At 67.4% G+C, this 21,520-nt stretch carries 23 protein-coding genes; 18 read left to right on the top strand and 5 right to left on the bottom strand.

Annotated features, from left to right (window positions below):
* Positions 1-79: 79 nt before the first annotated feature.
* Together FPZ12_RS03265 and FPZ12_RS03270 are read left to right on the top strand one after the other, a co-directional pair.
* The gene (locus FPZ12_RS03265) at positions 80-1,147 is read left to right on the top strand and encodes a peptidyl-prolyl cis-trans isomerase (RefSeq protein WP_166462552.1); all 1,068 of its coding nucleotides are present in this window, start codon (positions 80-82) and stop codon (positions 1,145-1,147) included.
* Positions 1,144-1,359, top strand: coding sequence for a hypothetical protein (locus FPZ12_RS03270; RefSeq protein WP_144748683.1), 216 nt, complete (start codon positions 1,144-1,146; stop codon positions 1,357-1,359). The genes FPZ12_RS03265 and FPZ12_RS03270 overlap by 4 nt, the downstream gene beginning before the upstream one ends.
* Here FPZ12_RS03270 and FPZ12_RS03275 read toward each other — a convergent pair.
* The gene (locus FPZ12_RS03275) at positions 1,345-1,791 is read right to left on the bottom strand and encodes a hypothetical protein (protein WP_144748684.1); all 447 of its coding nucleotides are present in this window, start codon (positions 1,789-1,791) and stop codon (positions 1,345-1,347) included. The genes FPZ12_RS03270 and FPZ12_RS03275 overlap by 15 nt on opposite strands.
* Positions 1,792-1,848: 57 nt before the next feature.
* Here FPZ12_RS03275 and FPZ12_RS03280 point away from each other — a divergent pair, with 57 nt between their 5' ends.
* The gene (locus tag FPZ12_RS03280) at positions 1,849-2,805 is read left to right on the top strand and encodes an NADPH:quinone oxidoreductase family protein (RefSeq protein ID WP_144748685.1); all 957 of its coding nucleotides are present in this window, start codon (positions 1,849-1,851) and stop codon (positions 2,803-2,805) included.
* A 44-nt stretch (positions 2,806-2,849) separates the two neighbouring features.
* On the opposite strand, the gene FPZ12_RS03285 is transcribed toward FPZ12_RS03280, so the two are convergent.
* From FPZ12_RS03285 to FPZ12_RS03300, 4 genes are all read right to left on the bottom strand, one after another.
* Positions 2,850-3,998: an acyl-CoA dehydrogenase family protein gene (locus FPZ12_RS03285; RefSeq protein ID WP_144748686.1), complete on the bottom strand. Its 1,149-nt coding sequence runs from the start codon at positions 3,996-3,998 to the stop codon at positions 2,850-2,852.
* Positions 3,999-4,002: 4 nt separating this feature from the next.
* Positions 4,003-5,157, bottom strand: a complete 1,155-nt coding sequence (locus FPZ12_RS03290) for an acetyl-CoA C-acetyltransferase (protein ID WP_144748687.1) — start codon at positions 5,155-5,157, stop codon at positions 4,003-4,005.
* 70 nt (positions 5,158-5,227) lie between these two features.
* On the bottom strand, positions 5,228-5,848 hold the full coding sequence (locus FPZ12_RS03295; RefSeq protein WP_144748688.1) for a TetR/AcrR family transcriptional regulator: 621 nt from the start codon (positions 5,846-5,848) through the stop codon (positions 5,228-5,230).
* A 1-nt stretch (position 5,849) separates the two neighbouring features.
* Complete coding sequence (locus FPZ12_RS03300) at positions 5,850-6,761, bottom strand: SDR family NAD(P)-dependent oxidoreductase (RefSeq protein WP_243769651.1); 912 nt, start codon at positions 6,759-6,761, stop codon at positions 5,850-5,852.
* Here FPZ12_RS03300 and FPZ12_RS03305 point away from each other — a divergent pair.
* The 15 genes from FPZ12_RS03305 (at position 6,742) to FPZ12_RS03375 (ending at position 21,461) form a co-directional block, all read left to right on the top strand.
* On the top strand, positions 6,742-7,194 hold the full coding sequence (locus FPZ12_RS03305) for a MaoC family dehydratase (RefSeq protein WP_144748689.1): 453 nt from the start codon (positions 6,742-6,744) through the stop codon (positions 7,192-7,194). The genes FPZ12_RS03300 and FPZ12_RS03305 overlap by 20 nt on opposite strands.
* Positions 7,191-7,931 carry a 3-oxoacyl-ACP reductase FabG gene (gene fabG / locus FPZ12_RS03310; RefSeq protein WP_144748690.1) on the top strand — a complete coding sequence of 247 codons (741 nt, stop codon included), beginning with the start codon at positions 7,191-7,193 and terminating at the stop codon, positions 7,929-7,931. Before FPZ12_RS03305 ends, fabG begins: the two co-directional genes overlap by 4 nt.
* Before the next feature lie 11 nt (positions 7,932-7,942).
* Positions 7,943-8,728 (top strand): enoyl-CoA hydratase/isomerase family protein, encoded by a 786-nt coding sequence (locus FPZ12_RS03315; protein ID WP_144748691.1) that lies wholly within the window; start codon positions 7,943-7,945, stop codon positions 8,726-8,728.
* A 4-nt stretch (positions 8,729-8,732) separates the two neighbouring features.
* Complete coding sequence (locus FPZ12_RS03320) at positions 8,733-9,509, top strand: enoyl-CoA hydratase/isomerase family protein (protein WP_243769652.1); 777 nt, start codon at positions 8,733-8,735, stop codon at positions 9,507-9,509.
* 1 nt (position 9,510) lies between these two features.
* Positions 9,511-10,320, top strand: a complete 810-nt coding sequence (locus tag FPZ12_RS03325) for an enoyl-CoA hydratase/isomerase family protein (RefSeq protein ID WP_144748693.1) — start codon at positions 9,511-9,513, stop codon at positions 10,318-10,320.
* 2 nt (positions 10,321-10,322) lie between these two features.
* Complete coding sequence (locus FPZ12_RS03330) at positions 10,323-11,096, top strand: enoyl-CoA hydratase/isomerase family protein (protein ID WP_144748694.1); 774 nt, start codon at positions 10,323-10,325, stop codon at positions 11,094-11,096.
* A gap of 30 nt (positions 11,097-11,126) precedes the next feature.
* The gene (locus tag FPZ12_RS03335; RefSeq protein ID WP_144748695.1) at positions 11,127-12,731 is read left to right on the top strand and encodes a class I adenylate-forming enzyme family protein; all 1,605 of its coding nucleotides are present in this window, start codon (positions 11,127-11,129) and stop codon (positions 12,729-12,731) included.
* A 72-nt stretch (positions 12,732-12,803) separates the two neighbouring features.
* A complete protein-coding gene (locus tag FPZ12_RS03340) occupies positions 12,804-14,510 on the top strand; it encodes a class I adenylate-forming enzyme family protein (RefSeq protein ID WP_144748696.1) in 1,707 nt (568 codons plus the stop codon).
* The gene (locus FPZ12_RS03345) at positions 14,507-15,772 is read left to right on the top strand and encodes an aromatic ring-hydroxylating oxygenase subunit alpha (protein ID WP_150980180.1); all 1,266 of its coding nucleotides are present in this window, start codon (positions 14,507-14,509) and stop codon (positions 15,770-15,772) included. Before FPZ12_RS03340 ends, FPZ12_RS03345 begins: the two co-directional genes overlap by 4 nt.
* Positions 15,769-16,254 carry an aromatic-ring-hydroxylating dioxygenase subunit beta gene (locus tag FPZ12_RS03350; protein ID WP_144745482.1) on the top strand — a complete coding sequence of 162 codons (486 nt, stop codon included), beginning with the start codon at positions 15,769-15,771 and terminating at the stop codon, positions 16,252-16,254. Before FPZ12_RS03345 ends, FPZ12_RS03350 begins: the two co-directional genes overlap by 4 nt.
* 9 nt (positions 16,255-16,263) lie before the next feature.
* Positions 16,264-16,488 carry a hypothetical protein gene (locus tag FPZ12_RS03355; RefSeq protein ID WP_144745483.1) on the top strand — a complete coding sequence of 75 codons (225 nt, stop codon included), beginning with the start codon at positions 16,264-16,266 and terminating at the stop codon, positions 16,486-16,488.
* The gene (locus FPZ12_RS03360; RefSeq protein ID WP_144745484.1) at positions 16,485-17,747 is read left to right on the top strand and encodes an acetyl-CoA hydrolase/transferase family protein; all 1,263 of its coding nucleotides are present in this window, start codon (positions 16,485-16,487) and stop codon (positions 17,745-17,747) included. Before FPZ12_RS03355 ends, FPZ12_RS03360 begins: the two co-directional genes overlap by 4 nt.
* Complete coding sequence (locus tag FPZ12_RS03365; protein WP_144745485.1) at positions 17,744-18,952, top strand: acetyl-CoA C-acetyltransferase; 1,209 nt, start codon at positions 17,744-17,746, stop codon at positions 18,950-18,952. The genes FPZ12_RS03360 and FPZ12_RS03365 overlap by 4 nt, the downstream gene beginning before the upstream one ends.
* Positions 18,949-20,274 carry an OB-fold domain-containing protein gene (locus tag FPZ12_RS03370; protein ID WP_144745486.1) on the top strand — a complete coding sequence of 442 codons (1,326 nt, stop codon included), beginning with the start codon at positions 18,949-18,951 and terminating at the stop codon, positions 20,272-20,274. The genes FPZ12_RS03365 and FPZ12_RS03370 overlap by 4 nt, the downstream gene beginning before the upstream one ends.
* Positions 20,271-21,461, top strand: coding sequence for an acetyl-CoA acetyltransferase (locus tag FPZ12_RS03375; RefSeq protein WP_144745487.1), 1,191 nt, complete (start codon positions 20,271-20,273; stop codon positions 21,459-21,461). The genes FPZ12_RS03370 and FPZ12_RS03375 overlap by 4 nt, the downstream gene beginning before the upstream one ends.
* Positions 21,462-21,520: the final 59 nt, after the last annotated feature.

The following is a 21,520-nucleotide window of genomic DNA, read 5'->3' on the forward strand; positions in this document are numbered from 1 at the left end:
AGAACCGCAGCGGAAGCGGTGGCGCCCCCGGCTTCCGGGCTGGCGTCCGCGACTGCCGCGGTCGCGGCGCTCGCGCGTCGTGCTGGTTGCGCTGCTGGTTGTTGCGCTCGTATGTACCGGAAGCTTCTTCTGGGTCAAATCGGGTAAATCGTTGCTGGGCTTGAAATCCGGTGAGGGGGTTCTGTCCTTCCTGCCGACCTGGCTGCCCGAGGGCGTCGCGTTCGAGTACAAGGATCGCCAGATCAGTTCCGGCGAACTGGACTCCGAAGTGCAGACCCTGCGCGCGCTTTACGGCGTGCAGGTGCCGACTGATCCAGGGCAACTGGCTACGTTCCGCAAGGATGCGGCGAAGGCGTACGCGGTGAGCCTCATCCTGGACCAGGCCGCCCTCGACAATGGAATCGTCGTCGCCGACAAGACGGCCCGCGACACCCTGGCGAAGTTCGTGCAGGAGAAGCTGGGGGACGGACCCGACGCCTACAACAAGTTCGTGGCGGCGCTCGGTGACCAGGGCACCACCGAACAGGCCGTGGTGGACGAGCTCAAACGCAGGCTCGCGATGGCCCAGCTGTTCGACAAGGTGACCGCCGGGCTGCCCCAGGTGACTGACCAGGATGTACAGACGGCGTTCGCCCAGCGCAAGGATTCGCTCGGGGCCCCCGAGAAGCGCCAGATCTCCAACATCGTCGTGGGATCCCAAGACGACGCCGACCGCGTGCTGGCGGCATTGCGGTCTGGTACGCCCTTCGCCGCGGAGGCCCAGCAGGCGAGCCTCGACGGCAGCACCCGCGACAAGGGGGGAGATCTCGGTGCGGTAAGCCGGGACCAGCTGGAACAGGCCTACGGCGACGCCGCCTTCACCGCGATGCCGGGGCAGCCCTTCGGACCGGTCCAGAACTCCTACGGCTGGAACATCGGCGTGATCGGCCAGGTGACACCGCCGGTACCCGCCGACTTCGCCCAGGTGAAGGACCAGCTCCGGCAGACGCTGGAAGTCGAGCGCGCGGTGGACAAGTGGCGTAACTGGCTCGGGAGTGAGATCGCGGACGCCGGCATCCGCTACGCCGACGACTACCGCCCTGCCAACCCTGACGCGGCACCCAGCGGAACGCCGACCCAGAGCGGTATCCCGGCCGGTGGCAAGTGAATGCCCTGCCGTTCTTCGTACTGGCGGCCGTCCTGTCGGGACTGGCCTGGTGGGGCGGCCGCCAGTCGTGGGATTCGCTGGTGTTCAGTGACCCGCGCCAGCGCGAGCACAAGCAGCGCGTGCTCCGGCGCGGTGTCCGCGCCTGCTGGACGCTCGCTGCGGCGTTCGCGCTGTTCGCCGCGGCCGCGCTGATAGCGTCACTTGCGGCTTGACCGCGGGAACGGGCTGGGACGCCACGGCGGCGGCAGTCCCCGCAGGTAGCGGTGGACCTTCGTGGTGACTAGCGGTGCACTACCGAGAACCATGAGCACGAGCCCGGCGATCGTCGCGAAAGCATGACCGCTCAGTGCGAACACCAGGACGACCGCGGCGCTCGCCGGGGGCAGCAGGTACGCCATCACCTTTTGGCCGCGCAGAAGCGGGCGAACCGCCGCGAGCGTCAGTGCAGCGGCGATCACGCAGATGAGCATCAGGCCGAGCGGACGCTCCACAAAGGACGTGTATTCAGGGCCGTAGGTCTGCGCGAGCGGATCATCACCCGGCGTCCGACCGGTATCGAAGGCTTCCGCTGCCACGACGAGTTCGAGCGTGCCCAGTGCCGACCAGGCCACTGACGCGGCCACCAGCGCTCGGGGAGCAGGCATACCGTGGAATTTAACACAGACTAAGAAATGTGGATACGGGTTCGCTACGCTGATGCGATGAAAGCCATGCTGCTGCGAGAACTCGCTGGGCCACAAGCCATCGAGCGCGCCGAGTTGCCGGATCCGGCCGGCGAGGGCGTACTGATCGAAGTCCGCGCCGCCGGGATCTGCTATCCCGATCTCCTGGTGACGCACGGGCGTTACCAGGTGCAAATGCAGCCACCGTTCGTACCCGGGTCGGAGGTGTCCGGCGTCGTGCTGACCGCACCGGACGACAGCGGATTCCGCCCGGGAGAACGGGTTTCGGCGATGACGAACCAGGGCGGCTACGCCGAGCGCGTCCTCGTGCCGCCCGCCGTCGTCCGGAAACTCCCGCGGAGCCTCGATTTCGCCGACGGCGCGGCCTTGCTGGCCAACCACCACACCGCGCATTTCGCGTTGTACAGGCGGGCGGGGCTTGTCGCCGGGGAGACTGTGCTGGTGCTGGGCGCGGCCGGGGGAGTGGGATCCGCGGCGATACAGGTCGCCAAGGCCCTCGGTGCCCGTGTGCTCGCCGGTGTCCGCCGGAGCGGACACGACGAATTCCTGCGAGGGCTTGGGGCGGACGAGGTGACAGCGCTCGGCGAAGGCTGGCGGGAGCGGGTAGGTGAACTGACTGGCCGAGGTGTGGACATCGTCGTCGACCCGGTCGGCGGGGAGGTGTTCGACGATGCGGTGCGAGTGCTCGCCCCGGAGGGGCGGCTGCTCGTGCTCGGGTTCGCCGGGGGCGCGATTCCGAGGATCAAGGTGAACCGGTTGCTGCTGCGCAACGTCAGCATCGTGGGTGCGGGCTGGGGAGAGTTCCTTCGCACTCATCCCGAAGCGCTCGCCGAAACGGCGGGCGCGCTGGAAACCTTGGTGGACAAAGGGTTGCGGCCACCTGTCACCCGCCGGTACCCCTTGGAGCAGGCATCGCGAGCACTGGCTGACCTCGAGGAGGGGCGGATCGTGGGCAAGGCTGTGCTGACCGTCTAGTGGTCGTGGGGGCCGGCCGCCCGATGTCCGGCCCCCGCCACCGCTCAGCGGGCGAGGTCCCGCCCGATGATCTCTTTCATGATCGCGGTCGTCCCGCCGTAGATCGTCTCGATCCGCGTGTCCAGGTACGCCCTCGCGACCGGGTACTCGGTCATGTAGCCGTACCCGCCGTGGAGCTGCAGGCAGCGGTCCACCAGCCGTTTCTGCAGTTCGCTGATGTACCACTTGCCCTTGGCCGCGTCGACGGGTGTCAGTTCTCCGGCGTTGAACGCCAGCGCGGAGTCATCCACATAGGACTGAGCAATGTCGATCTCGGTCGCCATCTCCGCTAGCTCGAACCGCACGTGCTGGAAGTCCCCGATCGCTTGGCCGAAAGCGCGGCGCTCGAAGCAATAACGGCGGGTGTCCTCGAAGATCGCACGGCAGGTGGCGATCGCCTTGGCGGAGACGCCGAGGCGCTCCCTCGGAAGGTGACTCATCAGGTGGTGCAGGCCCCTGCCTTCGGTGCCGAGCAGGTTGGCGGCGGGAACACGGAGGTCTTCGAAGAACAGTTCGGCGGTGTCCTGTCCCGGCAGCCCGACCTTGTCGAGCTTGCGGCCCCGGACGAATCCGGGCATGTCCCGCTCCACGACGAACAGGCTGAAGCCCTTCGAGCCGGCGTCCGGATCCGTGCGTGCCGCGACGATCACGAGGTCGGCCATGATGCCGCTGCTGATGAACGTCTTCTGTCCGTTGAGGATCCAGTCCGCGCCGTCCTTCCTGGCTGTGGTCCGGATCCCCTGCAGATCGCTGCCGGCCCCGGGCTCGGTCATCGCGAGCGCGCCGATGAGCTCACCGGCGGCCATCCCGGGCAGCCAGCGTTGTTTCTGCTCGTCGGTGGTCAGGTCGAGTAGGTAGTGCAGGACGAGGTCGTCCTGCAGGGATATGGTGAGGCCGAAGGACAACGCGTGGATCTTCGCGATCTCTTCGCACACGATCATCCGGTACCGGTAGTCCTGTTCACCGGCGCCGCCGTATATCTCGGGGATCTGCAGTCCGTAGATCCCCTGTTTGGCCGCGGCGGCGAAGACCGAGCGGTCGATCCAGCGTTCGGCGTCCCAGCGTTCGTGATGGGGCACGACCTCCCTGGCGACGAACTCCCGGACTGTTTCCCGGTAGGCCTCGTGATCCGCGGTGTACAGTGTCCGCCGCATGTCGTCAGCCCAGTCGCTCGATGATCGTGACGTTGGCCTGGCCACCGCCTTCACACATGGTCTGCAGCCCGAACCGTCCGCCGGTGCGCTCGAGCTCGTGCAGGAGCGTGATCATGATCCTGGCGCCGGACGCGCCGAGCGGATGACCGAGCGAAATGGCGCCGCCGTTGACGTTGGTCTTCGCGGGGTCGGCCCCGGTCTCCTTGAGCCAGGCCAGCACGACGCTGGCGAACGCTTCGTTGACCTCGAACAGGTCGATGTCGTCCACACCGAGCCCGGTCTTCTCCAGCGCCCGCTGCGTGGCGGGCAGCGGTGCGATCAGAAGGTTGACCGGGTCCGCGCCCAGCACGGACAGGTGGTGGATACGCGCGCGTGGCTTCAAGCCGTGGGTTCGCACGGCTTCCTCCGAGGCCACCAGGATCGCGGCGGAGGCGTCGGAGATCTGGCTGGAGACCGCGGCGGTGAGACGTCCGCCGGGGACCAGAGTCTTCAGTCCGGCCATCTTTTCCAGTGAGGTGTCCGCGCGAGGACCCTCGTCCTGTTTGACGTCTCCGAAGGGGATGATTTCCCGGTCGAAACGACCCTCTTCGCGAGCGTGGACGGCACGCTGGTGACTGCGGAGCGCGAACTCCTCCATGTCGGCGCGGGTGAAGCCGAACGACTCGGCGATGGTCTCGGCGGACCGGAATTGCGAGATCTCCTGCGTGCCGTACCGCGCTTCCCAGTCCTGGGAGCCCGACCACGGATCGGTTGCCCCGTAAGGCTCTCCGGCGGTGAAGGAGCTGAGGATGGGGAACTGGGTCATGTTCTGCACGCCACCGGCCACGACCAGGTCGGCCGTGCCGCTCATGACCGCCTGCGCGGCGAAGTGCACGGCCTGCTGCGACGAACCGCATTGCCGGTCGATCGTCACGCCGGGCACGGTCTCCGGTAACCCGGCGGCCAGCGCGCAGGTGCGTGCGATGTCGCCCGCCTGCGAACCGATCGCATCGAGGCAGCCGTAGATCACGTCGTCGATGGCCGCGGGATCGAAGTCGCCGCGGGCGACGAGTGTGCGGATGACGTGGGCGCCGAGGTCGGCCGGATGTGTGGTGGCGAATCCGCCCTTGCGGCGGCCGACCGGGGTGCGGATGGCGTCGACGAGATAGGCGTCGGGCATGGTGTCTCCTCCGTTGGAACTACCGTGAACCGGCAGACGGAATTTAACATAGATTCAAAACAATGAGGATCTAGTGTGGCGTAGCGAACCCGAGGCCGTGCCGGATGAGACTCTGGGCAGTCTCTATGACGGCGGAGAGGGAACCCTGTTGCGGGTTCCACCACTCGGTGGTCCAGTTCAAGGCGCCCATCACGAGCATGCGGGCAGCCCGCAGATCGAGGTCCGGTCGCAGCTGGCCCGCACGGCGTGCCGCCTCCAGCAGGCCACGCCACAAGCCGATGTACTCGGCGCCCTCTGCTCGCAGTCGGTCGCGGACCTCGTCTGGAAGCTGGCCGATGTTCCGGGTCACGGCGGTGGCGAAATCCGAAAGTTGCAGTTCCACTTGAAGGTGGGCTTGTACCGCGGTCTCGATGCGGTCCATCGGCGCGGTGGCCGACGGCAGTCCGGCGAGCGCCGACTCGACATGCTCTCTCAGTCGTCGCTGGCCAACGGCCATCACCTCGGCGATGAGATCTTCCCGTGAGTCGAAGTAGTAGTAGACGGCGGGCGCGCGGAGCTCGGCCGAGTCGGCGATGTCCGACAGCCTGGTCTCGGAATAGCCCTTCGCGCTGAGGATCGTGGCCGCGGCGGCGAGGATGCGCTCGCGGGTCGCCGACGGCGTGACCGGCTTCTTGGATTTTCCCTTGGCCATGTCAGGGCATCGAGTAGCCGCCGCTGACCGAGAACACCTGTCCGGTCACTTGGCGCGCGGTGCGTTCGGACGAGACCCACACGACCGCGTTCGCGATGTCGTCGGCCGTGGTGAGCCTGCGCAGGGGGATTCCCTTCGTCATCGCCTCGATCTGCTTTTCGTTGAAGACGGCTTCCGGATCGGCGGCCCACAGGCTCTTCGGTCCGACGGCGTCCTTGCCTTCTGGCACGACGAGGCCGGGGCACACGACATTGGATCGGATCCCGTGCCTGCCATGCTCTTTGGCGACTGTGCGGGCGAGTGCCAGTAACGATGCTTTCGTCGCGCCATAGACGCCTTGGCGGATTTCGCCGAACGCGGCATCGCTGGCGATGAAGACGATGGAACCCTGTCCTGCCTCCCGCATCGGGGTGATCGCCGCCTGGGTGCAGTCGATCGCCGCGAAGACGTTGATCTCGACCAGTTTCTGCCAGCGAGCACGATCGGTGTCTTCGGTGAAGAAACCGGGCACACTCCAGCCGGCGTTGTTGACGAGCGCGTCGATTCCACCCCAGCGGTCGATCAGTTCGCCGACCACCCGGGCGCCCGCCCCCTCGTGGGTCAGGTCCTGCTCGACGACTTCGGCGGCGGTCGCACCGCGCTCGAGTGCTTCCGCCTGGACCTTGGCAGCCTGCTCGCCGTCGACGTCGCAGATCAGCAGCCGCGCGCCTTCGGCCGCGAAACCGTGGACTATGCCCCGTCCGATGTTGGAGGCCCCGCCGGTGACGAGAACGCGGGCTCCGCGCAGGTCGAGATCCATCCGTGCTCCTTTGCCGGTGCCTGCCGTGGTTGACTCCGGGATCCTATCTAATTTATCTTCAATTTGAAAATGCTGTCGGCGCACTGGAGCGTGTATGAGGATCTTCAACGGCATCGCCGAGCTCGCGGGCGCGGTGGGTGAGGAACTGGGCAGCAGCGACTGGACGGTCGTCGATCAGGAGCGCATCAACGCGTTCGCCGGCGCGACGGGTGACCACCAATGGATCCACGTCGACGTCGAGAAGGCGGCGACCGGCCCGTTCGGTGGCACCATCGCGCACGGGCTCCTCACTCTGTCGATGCTGCCGACCTTCCTGCACCAGATCTACCGAGTCGACAACGTCTCGATGGCCGTGAACTACGGCCTGAACAAGGTGCGGTTGCCCGCTCCGGTGCCGGCGGGGGCCAAGTTGCGTGCGACGTCCAGGCTCGTGGAGGTGACTCCGCTCGACGGCGCGGTACAGGCGGTGCTGTCGACGACGATCGAGATCGAGGACGCTCCGAAGCCGGCCTGTGTTGTCGAGTCGATCGTGCGGTACCTGTCGTGACCGGCGGGCTGCTGAGCGGCCGTGCCGCGGTAGTCACCGGTGCGGCGCAAGGGATCGGGCTGGCGATCGCGCGATCACTGCACGCACAGGGAGCGAAGGTCGCGCTGGTCGACCTCGACGGTGACCGGGCCGGGCAGGCGGCTGCCGAACTCGGCGGCGCGGTGCTGCCGCTGGCCTGCGACGTCACTGACGAGGAGTCGATGGACACGGTCCTGCGGCGGACGGTCGAGGAGTTCGGGTCGCTGGATGTCCACGTCAACAACGCGGGCATCACCCGCGACGCCTCGCTGCGCAAGATGACCGTGCAGGATTTCGAGGCGGTCATGGACGTGCACTTGAAGGGCACCTGGCTCGGTGTTCGTGCGGCGTCGGCGATCATGCGGGAGGCCGGGCGGGGCTCGATCGTGAACATGTCGTCGCTGTCCGGGAAGTCCGGCAACCCGGGCCAGACGAACTACAGCGCCGCCAAGGCCGGCATCGTCGGGCTCACCAAGGCCGCCGCGAAAGAGTTGGCGCACAAGGGTGTCCGGGTCAACGCCGTGCAGCCGGGGCTCATCCGCACCCCTATGACCGAGGCGATGCCATCCGATGTCTTCGCCGAACGAGAGGCGGGCGTGCCGATGAAGCGCGCGGGCGAACCGGACGAGGTCGCGGGCGCCGTGCTGTTCCTCGCATCGGACCTTTCCAGCTACATGACCGGAGCCGTCCTCGAAGTCGGAGGCGGGCGGTTGATGTGACTGGTGACGATTTGGTTCGGGTCGACGAGCCCGAGCCCGGAATCATCCGGCTGACCTTGAACCGGCCGGATCGGCTGAACGCGCTCACCCCGGCACTGCTGGACCGCTTCACCGAAGCGCTCGGGACCGCAGCGCGCAGCGAGTCCGCGCGTGTCGTCATATTGTCCGGTGCCGGGCGCGCGTTCTGCTCCGGCTTCGATCTCGGAGAGATCGCGGAGACCGGGACACAAGGGCTGCCTGAACTGCTCACGCACCAGGAGGGCTGGGCGAGAGCTGTCGAGCGGGTCGTCGAACTACCGATACCGGTGATCGCCGCCGTGCAGGGACCGGCGGTCGGCGCCGGCCTGTCGCTGGCGATGGCCGCGGATCTGCGGGTGGCCACGCCATCCGCGCGATTCGGTGCCGCCTTCGTGCGGATCGGCCTTTCCGGCGCCGATCTCGGACTGTCCTGGAGCCTGCCGCGCGTGATCGGGATGGGCGCCGCCGCGGAGCTGATGCTCACGGGCCGCGGCATCGACGGACACGAGGCGGTACGGCTCGGAATGGTCAACAAACTGTGCGAGGGAGCCGAACTGGCCCCGACCGCGCTCGCGCTGGCCAGGGAGATCGCGGCCAACAGCCCGTTCGGCGTCCGGCTGACGAAACAGGCTTTGCGAAGCGGGGTCGATGCGCCGTCGCTGAGGGCCGCGGTGGACAACGAGAACCGCAACCAGATCCTGGCCTCCCGCACCGCGGACATGGCTGAGGCCTTGCGGGCCAGGGAACAGCGCCGCGAACCGGTCTATGAGAACAGGTGAGAATGTGACCACGAAGGACGAGCCCGCGGTCGTCGCCCGGCTCGACGGTGCGATCGGCCGGATCGTGCTCAACCGGCCCGACGCGATGAACGCCATCACCGTCGAACTGGGCAGACAGCTCGAGGAAGCGCTGCGTGAACTCGCCGAGTCGGCGGCCGTCATCGTGATCCGCGGCGCGGGCGGCAACTTCTCCGTCGGCGGGGATTTCCACGAGCTCGAGCGGCTTCGAACCGACGGGCCGGCGGCCTTGAAACCGTTGTTCGAGAACTTCGGGCGAGCTTGTACGACGATCGCGGAACTGGCGGTGCCCGTAGTCACGGTCGTCGAAGGCTACGCGATGGCCGGTGGTTTCGAGCTGATGCAGGCCTCCGACATCGCCTTGGTCCGTGCTGACGCCAAACTGGCGGACAACCATGCCAACTTCGGGCAAGTGCCCGGCGGTGGTGGTTCCCAGCGGCTGGCACGGCTGGTCGGCCGGCAGCGCGCGCTCGGACACATTCTCTCCGGTGAACGGCTGTCCGGGGCACAGGCCGCCGAGTGGGGACTGGCCTACCGCAGCTTCGCGCCAGAGGAGTTCGAAGAGGGCGTCACCGCGTTCGTCGCGCGAATCGCCGGCAAGGACCGGATCGCGCTCGGGAAGATCAAGAAACTCGTGGACGACGGCCTGCGAGGGTCGCTGGCGGAAGGGCTGGCACTGGAACTGCGCACGGTGGTCGACCACGTCGCCGGGGCATCGGCAGGCGCCGGGATCGCCACCTTCACCCAGGGCGAAGGAGCCTGAAATGACGGACAAGCTGATCGATTCGGGGCCGGTCCTGCTGGACCTCGACGCGGACGGGGTCGCGCGGTTGAGGCTCAACCGGCCGGAAGCGGCGAACGGCATGAACGTCGAGCTGCTGAAGGCATTGCACAGCGCGATCATGCTGGTGCACGGGGAAAGCCGGGTCCGGGCGGTGGTGCTGTCTGGCGAGGGTCGGCATTTCTGCGCCGGCGGTGACGTGCGGGATTTCGCGAGCAAGGGCGAGGGCTTGCCGGACTACCTGCGTGAGGCGACGTCCTGGCTCCAGATCGCGGTGTCGGCACTCGTGCAGCTGCGGCCACCGGTGATCGCGGCGGTGCACGGGTTCGCCGCCGGGGGAGGCGGGTTCGGGTTGGCCTGCGCCGCCGATCTCGTCGTCGCGGCGGAGTCGGCGAAGTTCTTTTCCGGTGCGGTGCGTGTGGGGATGGCACCGGACGCCGGGGTCACGGTGACGCTGGCCCGGCTGGTCGGCTTGCGCAAGGCGATGGAAATCCTGCTCACCAACCCGACATTGACCGCACGCGAGGCGCTCGACGCGGGACTACTCACGAAGGTCGTGCCGGACGAGACGGTGCGCGACGAAGCTTTGGCACTCGCGCGGACGATTGTCGCGTTGCCGCCGAAGGCGATCGCCGCGACGAAGCGCCTGCTGTGGCAGGGCTTGGGATCGTCGCTGGATTCGCAGCTGCCCGACGAGGCTCGCACGGTGTCGGAGCTATCCGGCACCGCCGACTCCCGCGAGGGCCTGGCTGCAGTGATCGTGCGCCGGTCGCCGAATTTCACGGGAGAGTAGCCGTGACCGACTGCGTACTCACAGAAGACCAGGACGAAATCCGGACGATCACTCTCAATCGGCCGGAAAAGCGCAACGCGATCGATCTCGAACTGCGCGTCGTGCTAGCCGAGGCGCTGGAAGCGGCGATGGAGGACACCGCGGTCCGAGTCGTGATTCTCACCGGTGCCGCGGGCACGTTCTGCTCGGGCGGGGACATCTCGACGATGCGACGGCAACCGGCAGCGGAAACCGTGCCTCGTGCGCAGGCCGCTCAACGTGTGATCCGGGCGATCTGGACCGGCCCGAAGCCGGTCATCGCTGCTGTCGAAGGGTACGCGTTCGGGGCGGGCACGGCGCTCGCGCTCGCGTGTGACCGTGTTGTCGCGTCGACCGGCAGCACCTTCAGCACGACGTTCACGGGTGTCGGTCTCGCGGGGGACATGGGAATTTTCGCTTCGCTCCCCGCCCGCGTGGGGTCCGCGACCGCACGGCAGTTGATGTTGCTGCCCCGTCGGATTCCCGGCACCGAAGCCCGCGACCTTGGCATGGTCGACCGCCTGGCGGAGCCAGGGCGTGCGCTGGAGTCCGCGCTTGAGGAGGCCGCCGTGATCGCGGGCGGGCCTCCGCTCGCGCTCGCGGGTATCAAGTTCATGTTCGCTTCCTGGCCCCGGGATCCGTGTGAGGTTCTCGACCGGGAAGTCGAGTTGCAGTCCCGCTTGTTCGACACCGAAGACTTCGCCGAAGGTGTCGCCGCCTTCCGTGAACGGCGGCGTCCGTCGTTTCACGGACACTGAACCAGCGCTCAGCCAACGGAGGTTGGAGGCATGCAGGAATCCTTGTGGCACAAGGACGAATCCGTCCCGCTTGTCGACCACACAGTCGGGTCGTTGCTCGCGGCCCGCGCCGGCGAGCACGCGGATGCGCCCGCATTGGTGGGAAACGCTTATCGCGATGGCTCGCAACGTCGGCTTACCTACGGGGAGCTCTACGCCGAGGCGCGGCAGGTTGCACGCGCGCTGCTGCGCCTGGCCGAGCCCGGGGAGTTCGTGGCGTTGTGGGCGCAGAACATCGTGGAATGGCCGATCATCCAGTACGGGGCCGCGCTCGCCGGCGTGTACCTGGTGGCGCTCAACCCTGTCCTGCGCAAGAACGACCTGAGCTACGCGCTCAACCACTCCGAGTCGGTGGTGCTGGTCCACGCCGATCGTAGCCGCGAATACGACATGGCGTCGGTGGTCGCGTCAGTGCGCGACGAGTGCCCGAAGCTTCGTCACGTGATCAGTCTGTCCGATTGGGACAGCTGGCTGGACTCCGGCGACGAACACGAACCACTTTCCGACTGCGATACCGATTCGCCGGTGATGTTGCAGTACACGTCGGGTACTACCGGCAAACCCAAGGGAGTCCTCCTGAGGCATCGTTCGCTCGTGAACGTCGCCAAACTGACGATGGACACCGCGGAGGTTCAGCCCGGTGCCGTGACCGTCAATCCGCTGCCGATGTTCCACACCGCCGCTTGCGTGATCGGCACGCTCGGCCCGCTGTGGCTGGGTGGGTGCGAAATCCTGATCGAGCGGTTCGAACCGTCGGCCGTGCTGGATGTTCTGCGCACCGAACGCGCAGACGTGTTGTTCTATGTACCGACCGTGCTGGGCAGCCTGATCGAGACGGCCAAGAAAACAGGCGAACCCGCGCCGCGCCTGACAACCGTGATGGGCGGAGCGGCGAAAGTGCCGCGGCCGATGATCGAAGCTGCGGAAACCCTCTTCGGCGCCTCGGTGCACAACTTGTTCGGGCAGACGGAACTGGCTCCCGTGCTGACGATGACCCGGCGCGGGGACACCCGCGACGACCAGGTGAACACTGTCGGCAGGCCGCTGCCTCAGGTCGACTGCAAGATCATCGATCCGGCGACCGGTCAGATCCAGCCTCTCGGCGTGCGAGGGGAGATCTGCGCGCGCGGCTACCAGCAGCTGGTGGAATACCTGCACGATCCCGACGCGACGGCACGGACGGTCGACGCGGAGGGCTGGGTGCACACCGGTGACCTCGGCAGCATGGACGAGCGCGGCATGATCACACTCGGCGGGCGGATCAAGGACCTCATCATCAGAGGCGGAGAGAACATCGCACCGGCGGAGATCGAAGCCTGCCTTCTGAACCACGAAGCTGTGGCCGAAGTGTCCGTCATCGCCGTGCCGGACGACAAGTGGGGGGAGACCGTGGGCGCGATCGTTCGCTTGCGGGACCGGCCACGGCCTGGGTTGCGTGACGAACTCGACGCGGTCTGCCGCGCCCGCCTCGCGGCGTACAAAATCCCGCAGCACTGGCTGTTCGCCGACGAACTGCCGACGACTCCGACCGGGAAAGTGCAGAAGTTCAAGCTCGTCGACGCCGTCATGCGTGGCGCGCTGACTCAGTTGCCCTGACCCGCACCCGCACGGGTTGTCCCGGCCCCTGCGCATCGGTTAATCTAATTACGATTAAATTTGGAGGCAGTCGTGGCCATCGACATCGAGCAGCGCCGCTCCCGGCTACGCGAGCGGTTCCCCCGCTGGGTACCGAGGACCCTCGGCGCGTGGATGGACCACTGTGCGCAGGAGTACGGTGACCGGCCGTTCGTCATCGGCGACGAGATCACGTTGTCCTACGCGGAAACCGCCCGCTGGGCGGACCGGATGGCGGACGGCCTCGCGGCGCTCGGTGTGCGTACGGGTGACCGGGTCGGCATCCTGCTGGCGAACTACCCCGAGTTCGCGCCGGTGAAGTTCGCGGTCGCCAAGACCGGGGCGGTCGCGATCCCGTTCAACTACCTGTACCGCGCAGAAGAACTGGCGTACGTGCTCGAACAATCCGAGTGTTCGGTTCTGATCACCATGACCGGATTCGGCGATCTGGACTACCTGGGCACCCTCGACCGGATCGCGCCGGGCTGGGCCGAGGGCAAGCCCGAAGGACTTCCGCACCTGCGGCATGTCGTGGTGCTCTCCACCGATGGCCGGGACCGCGACGGAGTGCTGACCGTCGCGGGCCTGGGAGAGTTGGGCGACGAGCACGTCGGCCTCGCCGAAGACACCGCGCAGCCCGGCGACGTGGGCGACATGCTCTACACCTCGGGGACCACCGGGTCTCCCAAGGGGGTTCTGGTCACCCACGACGCCGTGCAGCGAACCGCATACGCGTCAGCACTCACGCGCGCGTTCGAAGACGGTCGTCGTATTCTGTTTTCCCTGCCCTGCTACCACATGTTCGGATATGTGGAAGGCCTGCTGGCCACGATGGTGGTGGGCGGCGCGATCATCCCGCAGACGACGTTCGATCCCGTGCGTTATTTCGAGGGCATCCATCGGCACCGCGCGACCGACATCCTGTGTGTGCCGACCATGACGGTTGCGCTACTGGAGCATCCCCGTCGCCCGGAATTCGATCTCTCCTCGCTGTCCGCGATCTTGTCCGGCGCGGCGCCGGCGCCCCTGTGGTTGTGGGAGCGGGTGAGTGCCGAACTGGGTGTGGACGAGATCGTGACCGGCTACGGAATGACCGAATGCGGTGGCGCGATGACCCTCACGCTCCCGGAAGACGACCTGAGCTACTCGTCCGAGACGGTCGGCAGGAGCAAACTGGCCGGCAGTGCCGGGGTTCAGGGGCAGGACGCCATCACCGTCTACAAGACGATCGATCCGGTGACCGGCGAAGACCTACCGCCGCACGCTGAAGGGGAACTGGCGTCGCTCGGCCCGACGAACATGCTCGGGTTCTGGAACAAACCCGAGGAAACCGCTGCCGCGAAGCGGGAAGGCTGGATCGTCTCGGGCGACCTCGGCCGGGTTCGCGAAGACGGCTACATCGAGGTGACGGGGCGCAGCAAGGAGCTCTACAAGAGCGGTGGCGAACTGGTGATGCCCAAGGAGATCGAAGACCTGCTCAGCACCCACCCCGCAATCAGCCAGGTGTTCGCGATCGGTGTCCCGGACGAGCGCTGGGGCGACGCGGGCTGTGTTTGCGTCGTCCCTGCGCCGGGCTACCAGATCTCACGCGAGGAGATTCTCGCGTTGTGTAAGGAAAAGCTGGCCCGCTTCAAGGTACCCAAGCACGTGCTGTTCCTCGATTCGGTGGAACTACCGACCACGCCGACCGGGAAGGTCCAGAAGTTCCGGTTGGTGAAGTGGGCACAGCAGAAAATCACGACCGAAGGGGTGGAAGCGTGACCGCCACAGTGCCCGGCAACGGCACGATCTACGACGACCTGATCAAGCCCGACCGGGTACACGGGTCGCTCTACACCGAGCCGCGGATCTTCGCCGACGAGCTGGCCCGGATCTGGTACCGCACCTGGGTCTATGTCGGCCACGAGAGCGAGATTCCGCAGCCTGGTGACTACGTGCGCAAGAACATCGGCCCGCAGGACCTGGTGATGACCAGGGACCGGGACGGTCAAGTGCATCTGCTGCTGAACCGCTGCGCGCACCGCGCGAACCTGGTGTGCGAGGACCAGCGGGGGAACTCGAACTCGTTCCGGTGCCCCTACCACGGCTGGACCTACCGCAACAGCGGTGAACTGCTCGGCTACCCGTACAACATGGGCTACGGCGGCAAGGGAAAGCTGGACCTGGCCATGGGGCGGGTACCGAGGATGGAGTCCTACCGGGGATTCGTCTTCGGCAGCTTCGCGGAGGACGGACCGAGCCTCGTCGAGCACCTCGGCCCCGCAGCCGGCGAGATCGACCGGCTCTGCCGACTTTCGCCCGAGGGCGAGGTCGAACTCAGCGCCGGCTGGCTCAAGCACCGGACACGGGCCAACTGGAAACTGCTGGCCGAGAACGAAACCGACGGGTACCACCCGCAGTTCGTACACGGCTCGATCTTCAGTGTCACGGGCAGTCCGATCGGCGCGCTCTACAGCGACCAGTCGACGGCCGTGACGCGCAACCTCGGCAACGGGCACAGTGAAAACGACCTGCGCCCGGAGTTCCGCAAGTTCGGTGAACCGATGCGCTGGTTCGGCACCACCGAGAGCCGAGTACCGGAGTACGTCGCGAAGATGCGCGAGGCCCACGGTCCGGCAGCGGAAGACATCCTCATCGAGGGCGCTCCGCACGTGATGATCTTCCCGAACCTGTTCATCGCCGAGATCCAGGTTTTCGTGATCCAGCCGCTGTCAGCGGGGGAGTGTGTTCAGCACGCGACAGCGGTGCAGCTCAAGGGGGCTCCGGAGTTGAACCGGCGCATGGTGTCGCAGTCGATCGGTTCGGTCGGCCCGGCGGGCATGCTGCTCGCGGACGACACCGAGATGTACGAGCGCAACCAGCGCGGGGCCGAGCAGCTTCGCCCCGAGTGGCTGGACATCCGGCGAGGGCTGGCACGCGAGCAGGTCGACGAGCGCGGCCTGAAGATCGGTACCGCGACGGACGAGACCGGTATGCGTGGCTTCTGGGCGCACTACAAGAAGCTGATGGAGGACGGGAAATGACCGCCGCGACAGAGCTGGACATCCGGCAGGTCGAGCAGTTCCTCTTCCGCGAGGCGCGCTATGCCGACGAACACGACTACGACGCGTGGGAAGCGCTGTGGACGGACGACGCCCTGTATTGGGTGCCGGCCGGGGACGACACGTCGGATCCGGCGACTGTCGTTGCGGTCGTCTACGACAACCGCAATCGCATCTCCACCCGGCTCAAGCAGTTGCGGACCGGGAAGCGGTATTCCCAGTCACCGCCGTCGAACCTGCGCCGCACAGTGTCCAATGTGGAATTTCTCGGTGTCGAAGGCGAAGACACGGTCGTCGCCGCGAACTTCGTGCTCGCCGAGTCGCGGGTCCGCGGCACCGAGATCTGGGCCGGCCGGACGACCTACCGGCTGCGCGTCGTCGACGGCGAGCTCAAGCTCGCCTACAAGAAGGTGGACCTCGTCAACGCTGACCAGGCACTCCCCACGATGGCGTTCCTGATCTGAGGAGAAGCTGTGGCAGACAAGGAATACCGGAACGTCGTCGGCAGCGAGTTCGCCGAGATCGCTGTTTCGACCGACCACGACGGCAACGGGCCGCGACTGCGGCTGGAAGATCTGCGGACCGGCCGCGTCCGCCACTTGGACGCGCTGGAGCTCGAGACGATCGTCTGGCTGCCGGAAGGACATCTGCAGCGATTGCTCGACCCCGCCGCGGACCGCTGGCGCGAGGATGTGTGAAGGTCCTGAACACCCCGGGAGAGCTTGACCTCGCGGAGTTCGTCCGCCCTGGCGACACGATCGTCTGGGGACAAGCCTGCGGGGAACCGCTCACGCTGACCGAACAGTTGGCCGCGCACCGGGAGCAACTGGGCCCTGTGCGGTGCTTCCTGGGCATCCCGGCGTCCGGCACGATCCAGCCGGAGCACGGGGACCACCTGTCCTTCGTGTCGTACTGCGGCAGCGGCGGGAACCGGGCTCTGTACCGTGCCGGGGCGCTCGACGTGGTGCCGGTGCACTACTCGACCCTTCCGCAGCTGCTCTCAGCCGGTTCGCTTCGTGCCGATGTGGTGCTGCTCCAGCTGTCCCCGGCCGACGAAACCGGAAGGTACTCGCTGGCACTCGCCGACGATTACGTGTCGGCCGCGATCGCCACCGCACGTGTGGTCATCGCGGAGATCAACGACCGGGCGCCGCGGACATCGGGCAGGCGCCTCCGTGAGGACGAACTGGACGTCGTCGTGCATACGTCGCGGCCGCCCGCCGAAGTGGCGCCTCGACGGGCCGGGGATGTCACCCGGCGGATCGCGGCCAACGTGGCAGGGCTGATCGACGACGGTGCCACGCTGCAGTTCGGGATCGGGGCCCTGCCGGAGGCGGTGCTGGCTGAGCTGGTCGACCGGCGGGACCTCGGCGTGCATTCCGGGCTGCTCAACGACGCGGTGGCCGATCTGATGGAAGCCGGCGTGATCACCAACGCGCGCAAGAGTCTCGACCGAGGTCATGCCGTCGCCGGGCTACTCATGGGAACCCGGCGGTTGTTCGACTTCGCCGACCGCAACCCGGCTGTTGTCCTGCGCGAGACCGCATACACCCACGATCCCGAAGTCCTTGCGGCGCAAGACCGCCTGGTGGCCATCAATTCGGCGCTCGAGGTGGACCTGTCCGGGCAGGTCAACGCGGAGGTCGCGGGCGCGGACTACGTGGGCGCCGTCGGCGGTGCGGCGGACTTCCTCCGCGGGGCCGCCCGGTCGCGCGGAGGAGTCCCGGTCGTCGCGCTTCCGGCGACCGCGGGAGACGCGAGCCGGATCGTCGCGTCGTTGTCCGGCCCGGTGAGTACCGCGCGTTCGGATGCGGGGTTCGTGGTGACCGAGTTCGGGGTCGCCGATCTGCGAGGACAGTCGTTGCGGGTACGGCAAGAGCGGCTGCTGGCGATCGCCCATCCCGGGCATCGCCAGGCGCTCGAAGGGGCGATCGACAGAAGGGAAGTACTGGTATGAGGCGAGCCGCCATCGTGAGTCCGGTGCGCACGCCGGTGGGTGCCTTCGGCGGCGCCTTGCGTCGCGTTCCGGCCGAGGAGCTGGCCGCGGCCGTGCTGAAGGAGCTGCTCTCTCGGTCCACTGTGGACCCCGAGCGGATCGAAGACGTGGTGTTCGCGCAGTCCTACGCCAACTCGGAGGCGCCGTGCATCGGCCGGTGGGCAGCGCTGCACGCCGGTTTGCCGGTCGAGGTTCCCGGTCTGCAGACGGACCGGCGCTGTGGTGGTGGACTGCAGGCGGTCGTGACGGCCGCGATGATGGTCCAGACGGGCGCGGCCGACGTTGTCGTGGCCGGTGGCGTGGAGAGCATGAGCTCGATCGAGCACTACACCACCAGTGTTCGCTGGGGCAGCCGGTCAGGCAACGTGGCGCTCTACGACCGCCTCGACCGCGGGCGCGAGCGTTCCCAGCCGGAATGGCGATTCGGCCCGATCAGCGGAATGATCGAAACCGCCGAGAACGTGGCCGAGCGCCACGGCGTCACCCGCGAGCAGGCGGACGCTTTCGCGGCACGCAGCCACCAGCGCGCTGCCGCCGCCTGGCGGGACGGCAAGTTCGCCGACGAGGTCATCGCGGTCCAAGTCCCCCAGCGCAAGGGAGACCCGCTGCCCTTCACCGAGGACGAGGGTGTCCGCCCGGATTCCACACCTGACTCATTGGCCAGGCTGCGGCCGATCACGCCGGGTGGCACGGTGACGGCGGGCAATGCCAGCCAGCAGAACGACGCCGCGGCAGCCTGCCTGATCGTTGCCGAAGACAAGCTCGGTGAGCTTGGCCTGGAACCGCTCGGTTTCCTGCGCGGCTGGTCAGCCGCGGGATGTGACCCGGCCACCATGGGCCTGGGACCCGTGCCCGCGGTCGCCAAGCTGTTCGACCGCACCGGCGTCACCTTCGACGATCTCGACCTGATCGAGGTGAACGAGGCCTTCGCCTGCCAGGTGCTCGGCGTGCTCAAAGGCTGGGGTGTCAAGGAAGACGAGGTCGAGGCCCGGTTGAACGTGAACGGATCGGGCATCTCGCTCGGCCATCCCATCGGGGCCACCGGGGTACGGATCTTGACCACCGTGCTGCACGAGTTGCGTCGCCGCAAAGGAAACCTCGCGCTGGAAACCATGTGCATCGGCGGCGGGCAAGGCATGGCGGCACTGTTCGAAGGGGTCTCATGAGCACACTCCTCGCCTACTCGGCCTATCTGCCCAAACATCGGCTTCGATTGTCTGAAAAGGACAATCGGGTTGCCGCCTCCTTCGACGAGGACAGCACGACGATGGCCGTCGAGGCCGCGTCCGCGCTGCTGCGTGACCACGACGCCGCGCCGGAAGTCCTGTATTTCGCGACCACTTCGCCGGCGTACTTCGACAAGACCAACGCGTCGGCCATCCACGCGGCTCTCGGGTTGCCTCAGGCGGTGTTCGCCGCCGACCTCGCCGGTTCGGCTCGCTCGGGTTTCGCCGCGTGGCGGGCGGCGCGAGCGGCGGGCGGGCTGGCCGTTGTCGCGGACGTGCGGACCGGACGGCCCGGGTCCGGCGACGAACGCGGTGGAGGCGACGGCGCCGTGGCTTTCCTGTTCGGCGACGAACCGGAAGGCATCGCCGAGGTGTTGGCGGAGCATTCCCTTTCAGCCGAGCTGCTCGACCGCTGGCGTCAACCCGGCGACGCGGCAGGTGGCCAGTGGGAGGAGCGGTTCGGTCTTGAGACCTATCTGCCGCTGCTGCGGCAAACGGCGGTCGAAGCGCTGAAGCTGGCGGGGCTCGGCGAGGCTGACCACGTGGTCGTCGTGTCGCCGAACTCCGGTGTGCGTAAGCAGGCGGCTCGTGTGTTTCCCGGCGCCACGTCCTCGCCCATCGGCCATTCGGGGGCAGCGGACTTCGCGCTCGGGCTGGCGGACGTGCTCGACCGGGCGGGCGTGGGGGAGACGGTGCTGATTTTGTCGGCTGCGGACGGTTGCGACGCCATCGTCTTGCGGACCACGGAACGTCTTCCGGCGGCCCGGCAGGCGCGGTCCGTGGCTGGGCAGCTCGCTGACGGCGTCGAAGTCCCTTACCTGACTTACCTGAACTGGCGAGGATGGCTCGAACGTGAGCCACCACGCCGGCCGGAGCCGGACCTGCCCGCCGCTCCGCCCAGCTCGCGTACGGCGGCCTGGAAGTTCTCCTTTACCGGCAGTGCCTGCGGCAGCTGCGGGTTCGTGCACCTGCCTCCGCAACGCGGGTGCAAGAAATGCGGATCCGTGGACGAGATGGAACCCCGCCGGCTCGCGTCCGCACAGGGCACCGTCGCCACCTACACCGTCGACCGGCTCGCGTTTTCCCCGTCCCCGCCCCTGATCGAGGCTGTCGTCGATTTCGACGGCGGCGGCCGGTACACACTCGAAGTTGCCGACGCGCTGCCGGAAGAGCTCGCGGTCGGCACCCGGGTTGGCCTGTCCTTTCGCCGCCTGTTCACCGCCGGCGGTGTGCACAACTACTTCTGGAAGGCGCGCTTGTGAGCAGCAAGGGAATCCGTGACCGCGTCGCCGTCGTCGGGATGGGCTGCACGCGGTTCGGCGAGCATTGGGCGTCCTCGGCCGAAGACATGCTGGTCGATGCTGCTGGAGAGGTCTTCGAGACGACGCCGGTCGCCCGCGACGACGTGGATGCCTACTGGCTGGGCACCCTGGGGTCGGGGCAGTCCGGTCTCACACTCAGCAAGGCGTTGTCGCTGGACTACAAGCCTGTTTCGCGCGTGGAGAACTACTGCGCGACCGGATCGGAGGCATTCCGCAACGCCTGCTACGCGGTGGCGTCGGGCGCCTACGACCGAGTCATGGCGATCGGGGTGGAAAAGCTCAAGGACTCCGGGTTTTCCGGGCTGCTGCGGGCCGATCCGCCGGGGGACGGGACGGCCCCCGAGCTGAGCCTGACCGCGCCGGCGGCCTTCTCCTTGCTCGATCCGGCCTACTGCGCACGATATTCGGTGGACCCGGCCGACATGCGGTCGGCGATGACCCATGTGGCCTGGAAGAACCACGACAACGGCACCCGAAACCCCAAGGCGCAGTTCCGGTCCGGGGTGACGAAGGAGAAGATCGAGCGCGCACCGAAGGTGGCCGGAAGGCTCGGCGTCTTCGACTGTTCCGGAGTCTCCGACGGCGCCGCCGCGGCTCTGATCGTCCGGGCCGAAGACGCGTTCGAGTACACGGACCGCCCGATGTTCGTCAAAGGCCTGGCACTGGCCGCGGGGCCGGCGCTGGGCGCGTCCGACAGCGAATACGACTACACGACCTTCCCGGAAGTCGTCCGCAGCGCACGGGACGCTTTCGCGCAGGCGGGTGTCACGGATCCACGACACGAGATCTCCTTCGCCGAAGTGCACGACTGCTTCACCCCGACCGAGCTGGTGCTGATGGAAGACTTCGGCTTCGCCGAACGTGGCCAGGCGTGGAAGGACATCCTCGACGGCGCGTTCGAGCTGAGCGGCAGGCTTCCGGTCAACCCTGACGGCGGGCTGAAGTCCTTCGGCCATCCTGTGGGAGCGAGCGGCCTGCGAATGCTTTACGAGGTCTGGCTTCAGTTCCGGGGGGCCGCGGGAGAGCGGCAGCTGGCCGATCCCCGGCTCGCGCTGACGCACAACCTCGGCGGGCGCCCGGGGAGCTGCGTGTCGTTCGTCTCCGTGGTGGGCTCCGAGCGTGGTTGACTGCACCGGATATTTTTATCTATATTAAATTCAAGAAGTGAGCACGCGACGAAGCGGAG

The sequence above is a fragment of the Amycolatopsis acidicola genome (assembly GCF_007713735.2).
Lineage (GTDB): Bacteria > Actinomycetota > Actinomycetes > Mycobacteriales > Pseudonocardiaceae > Amycolatopsis_E > Amycolatopsis_E acidicola.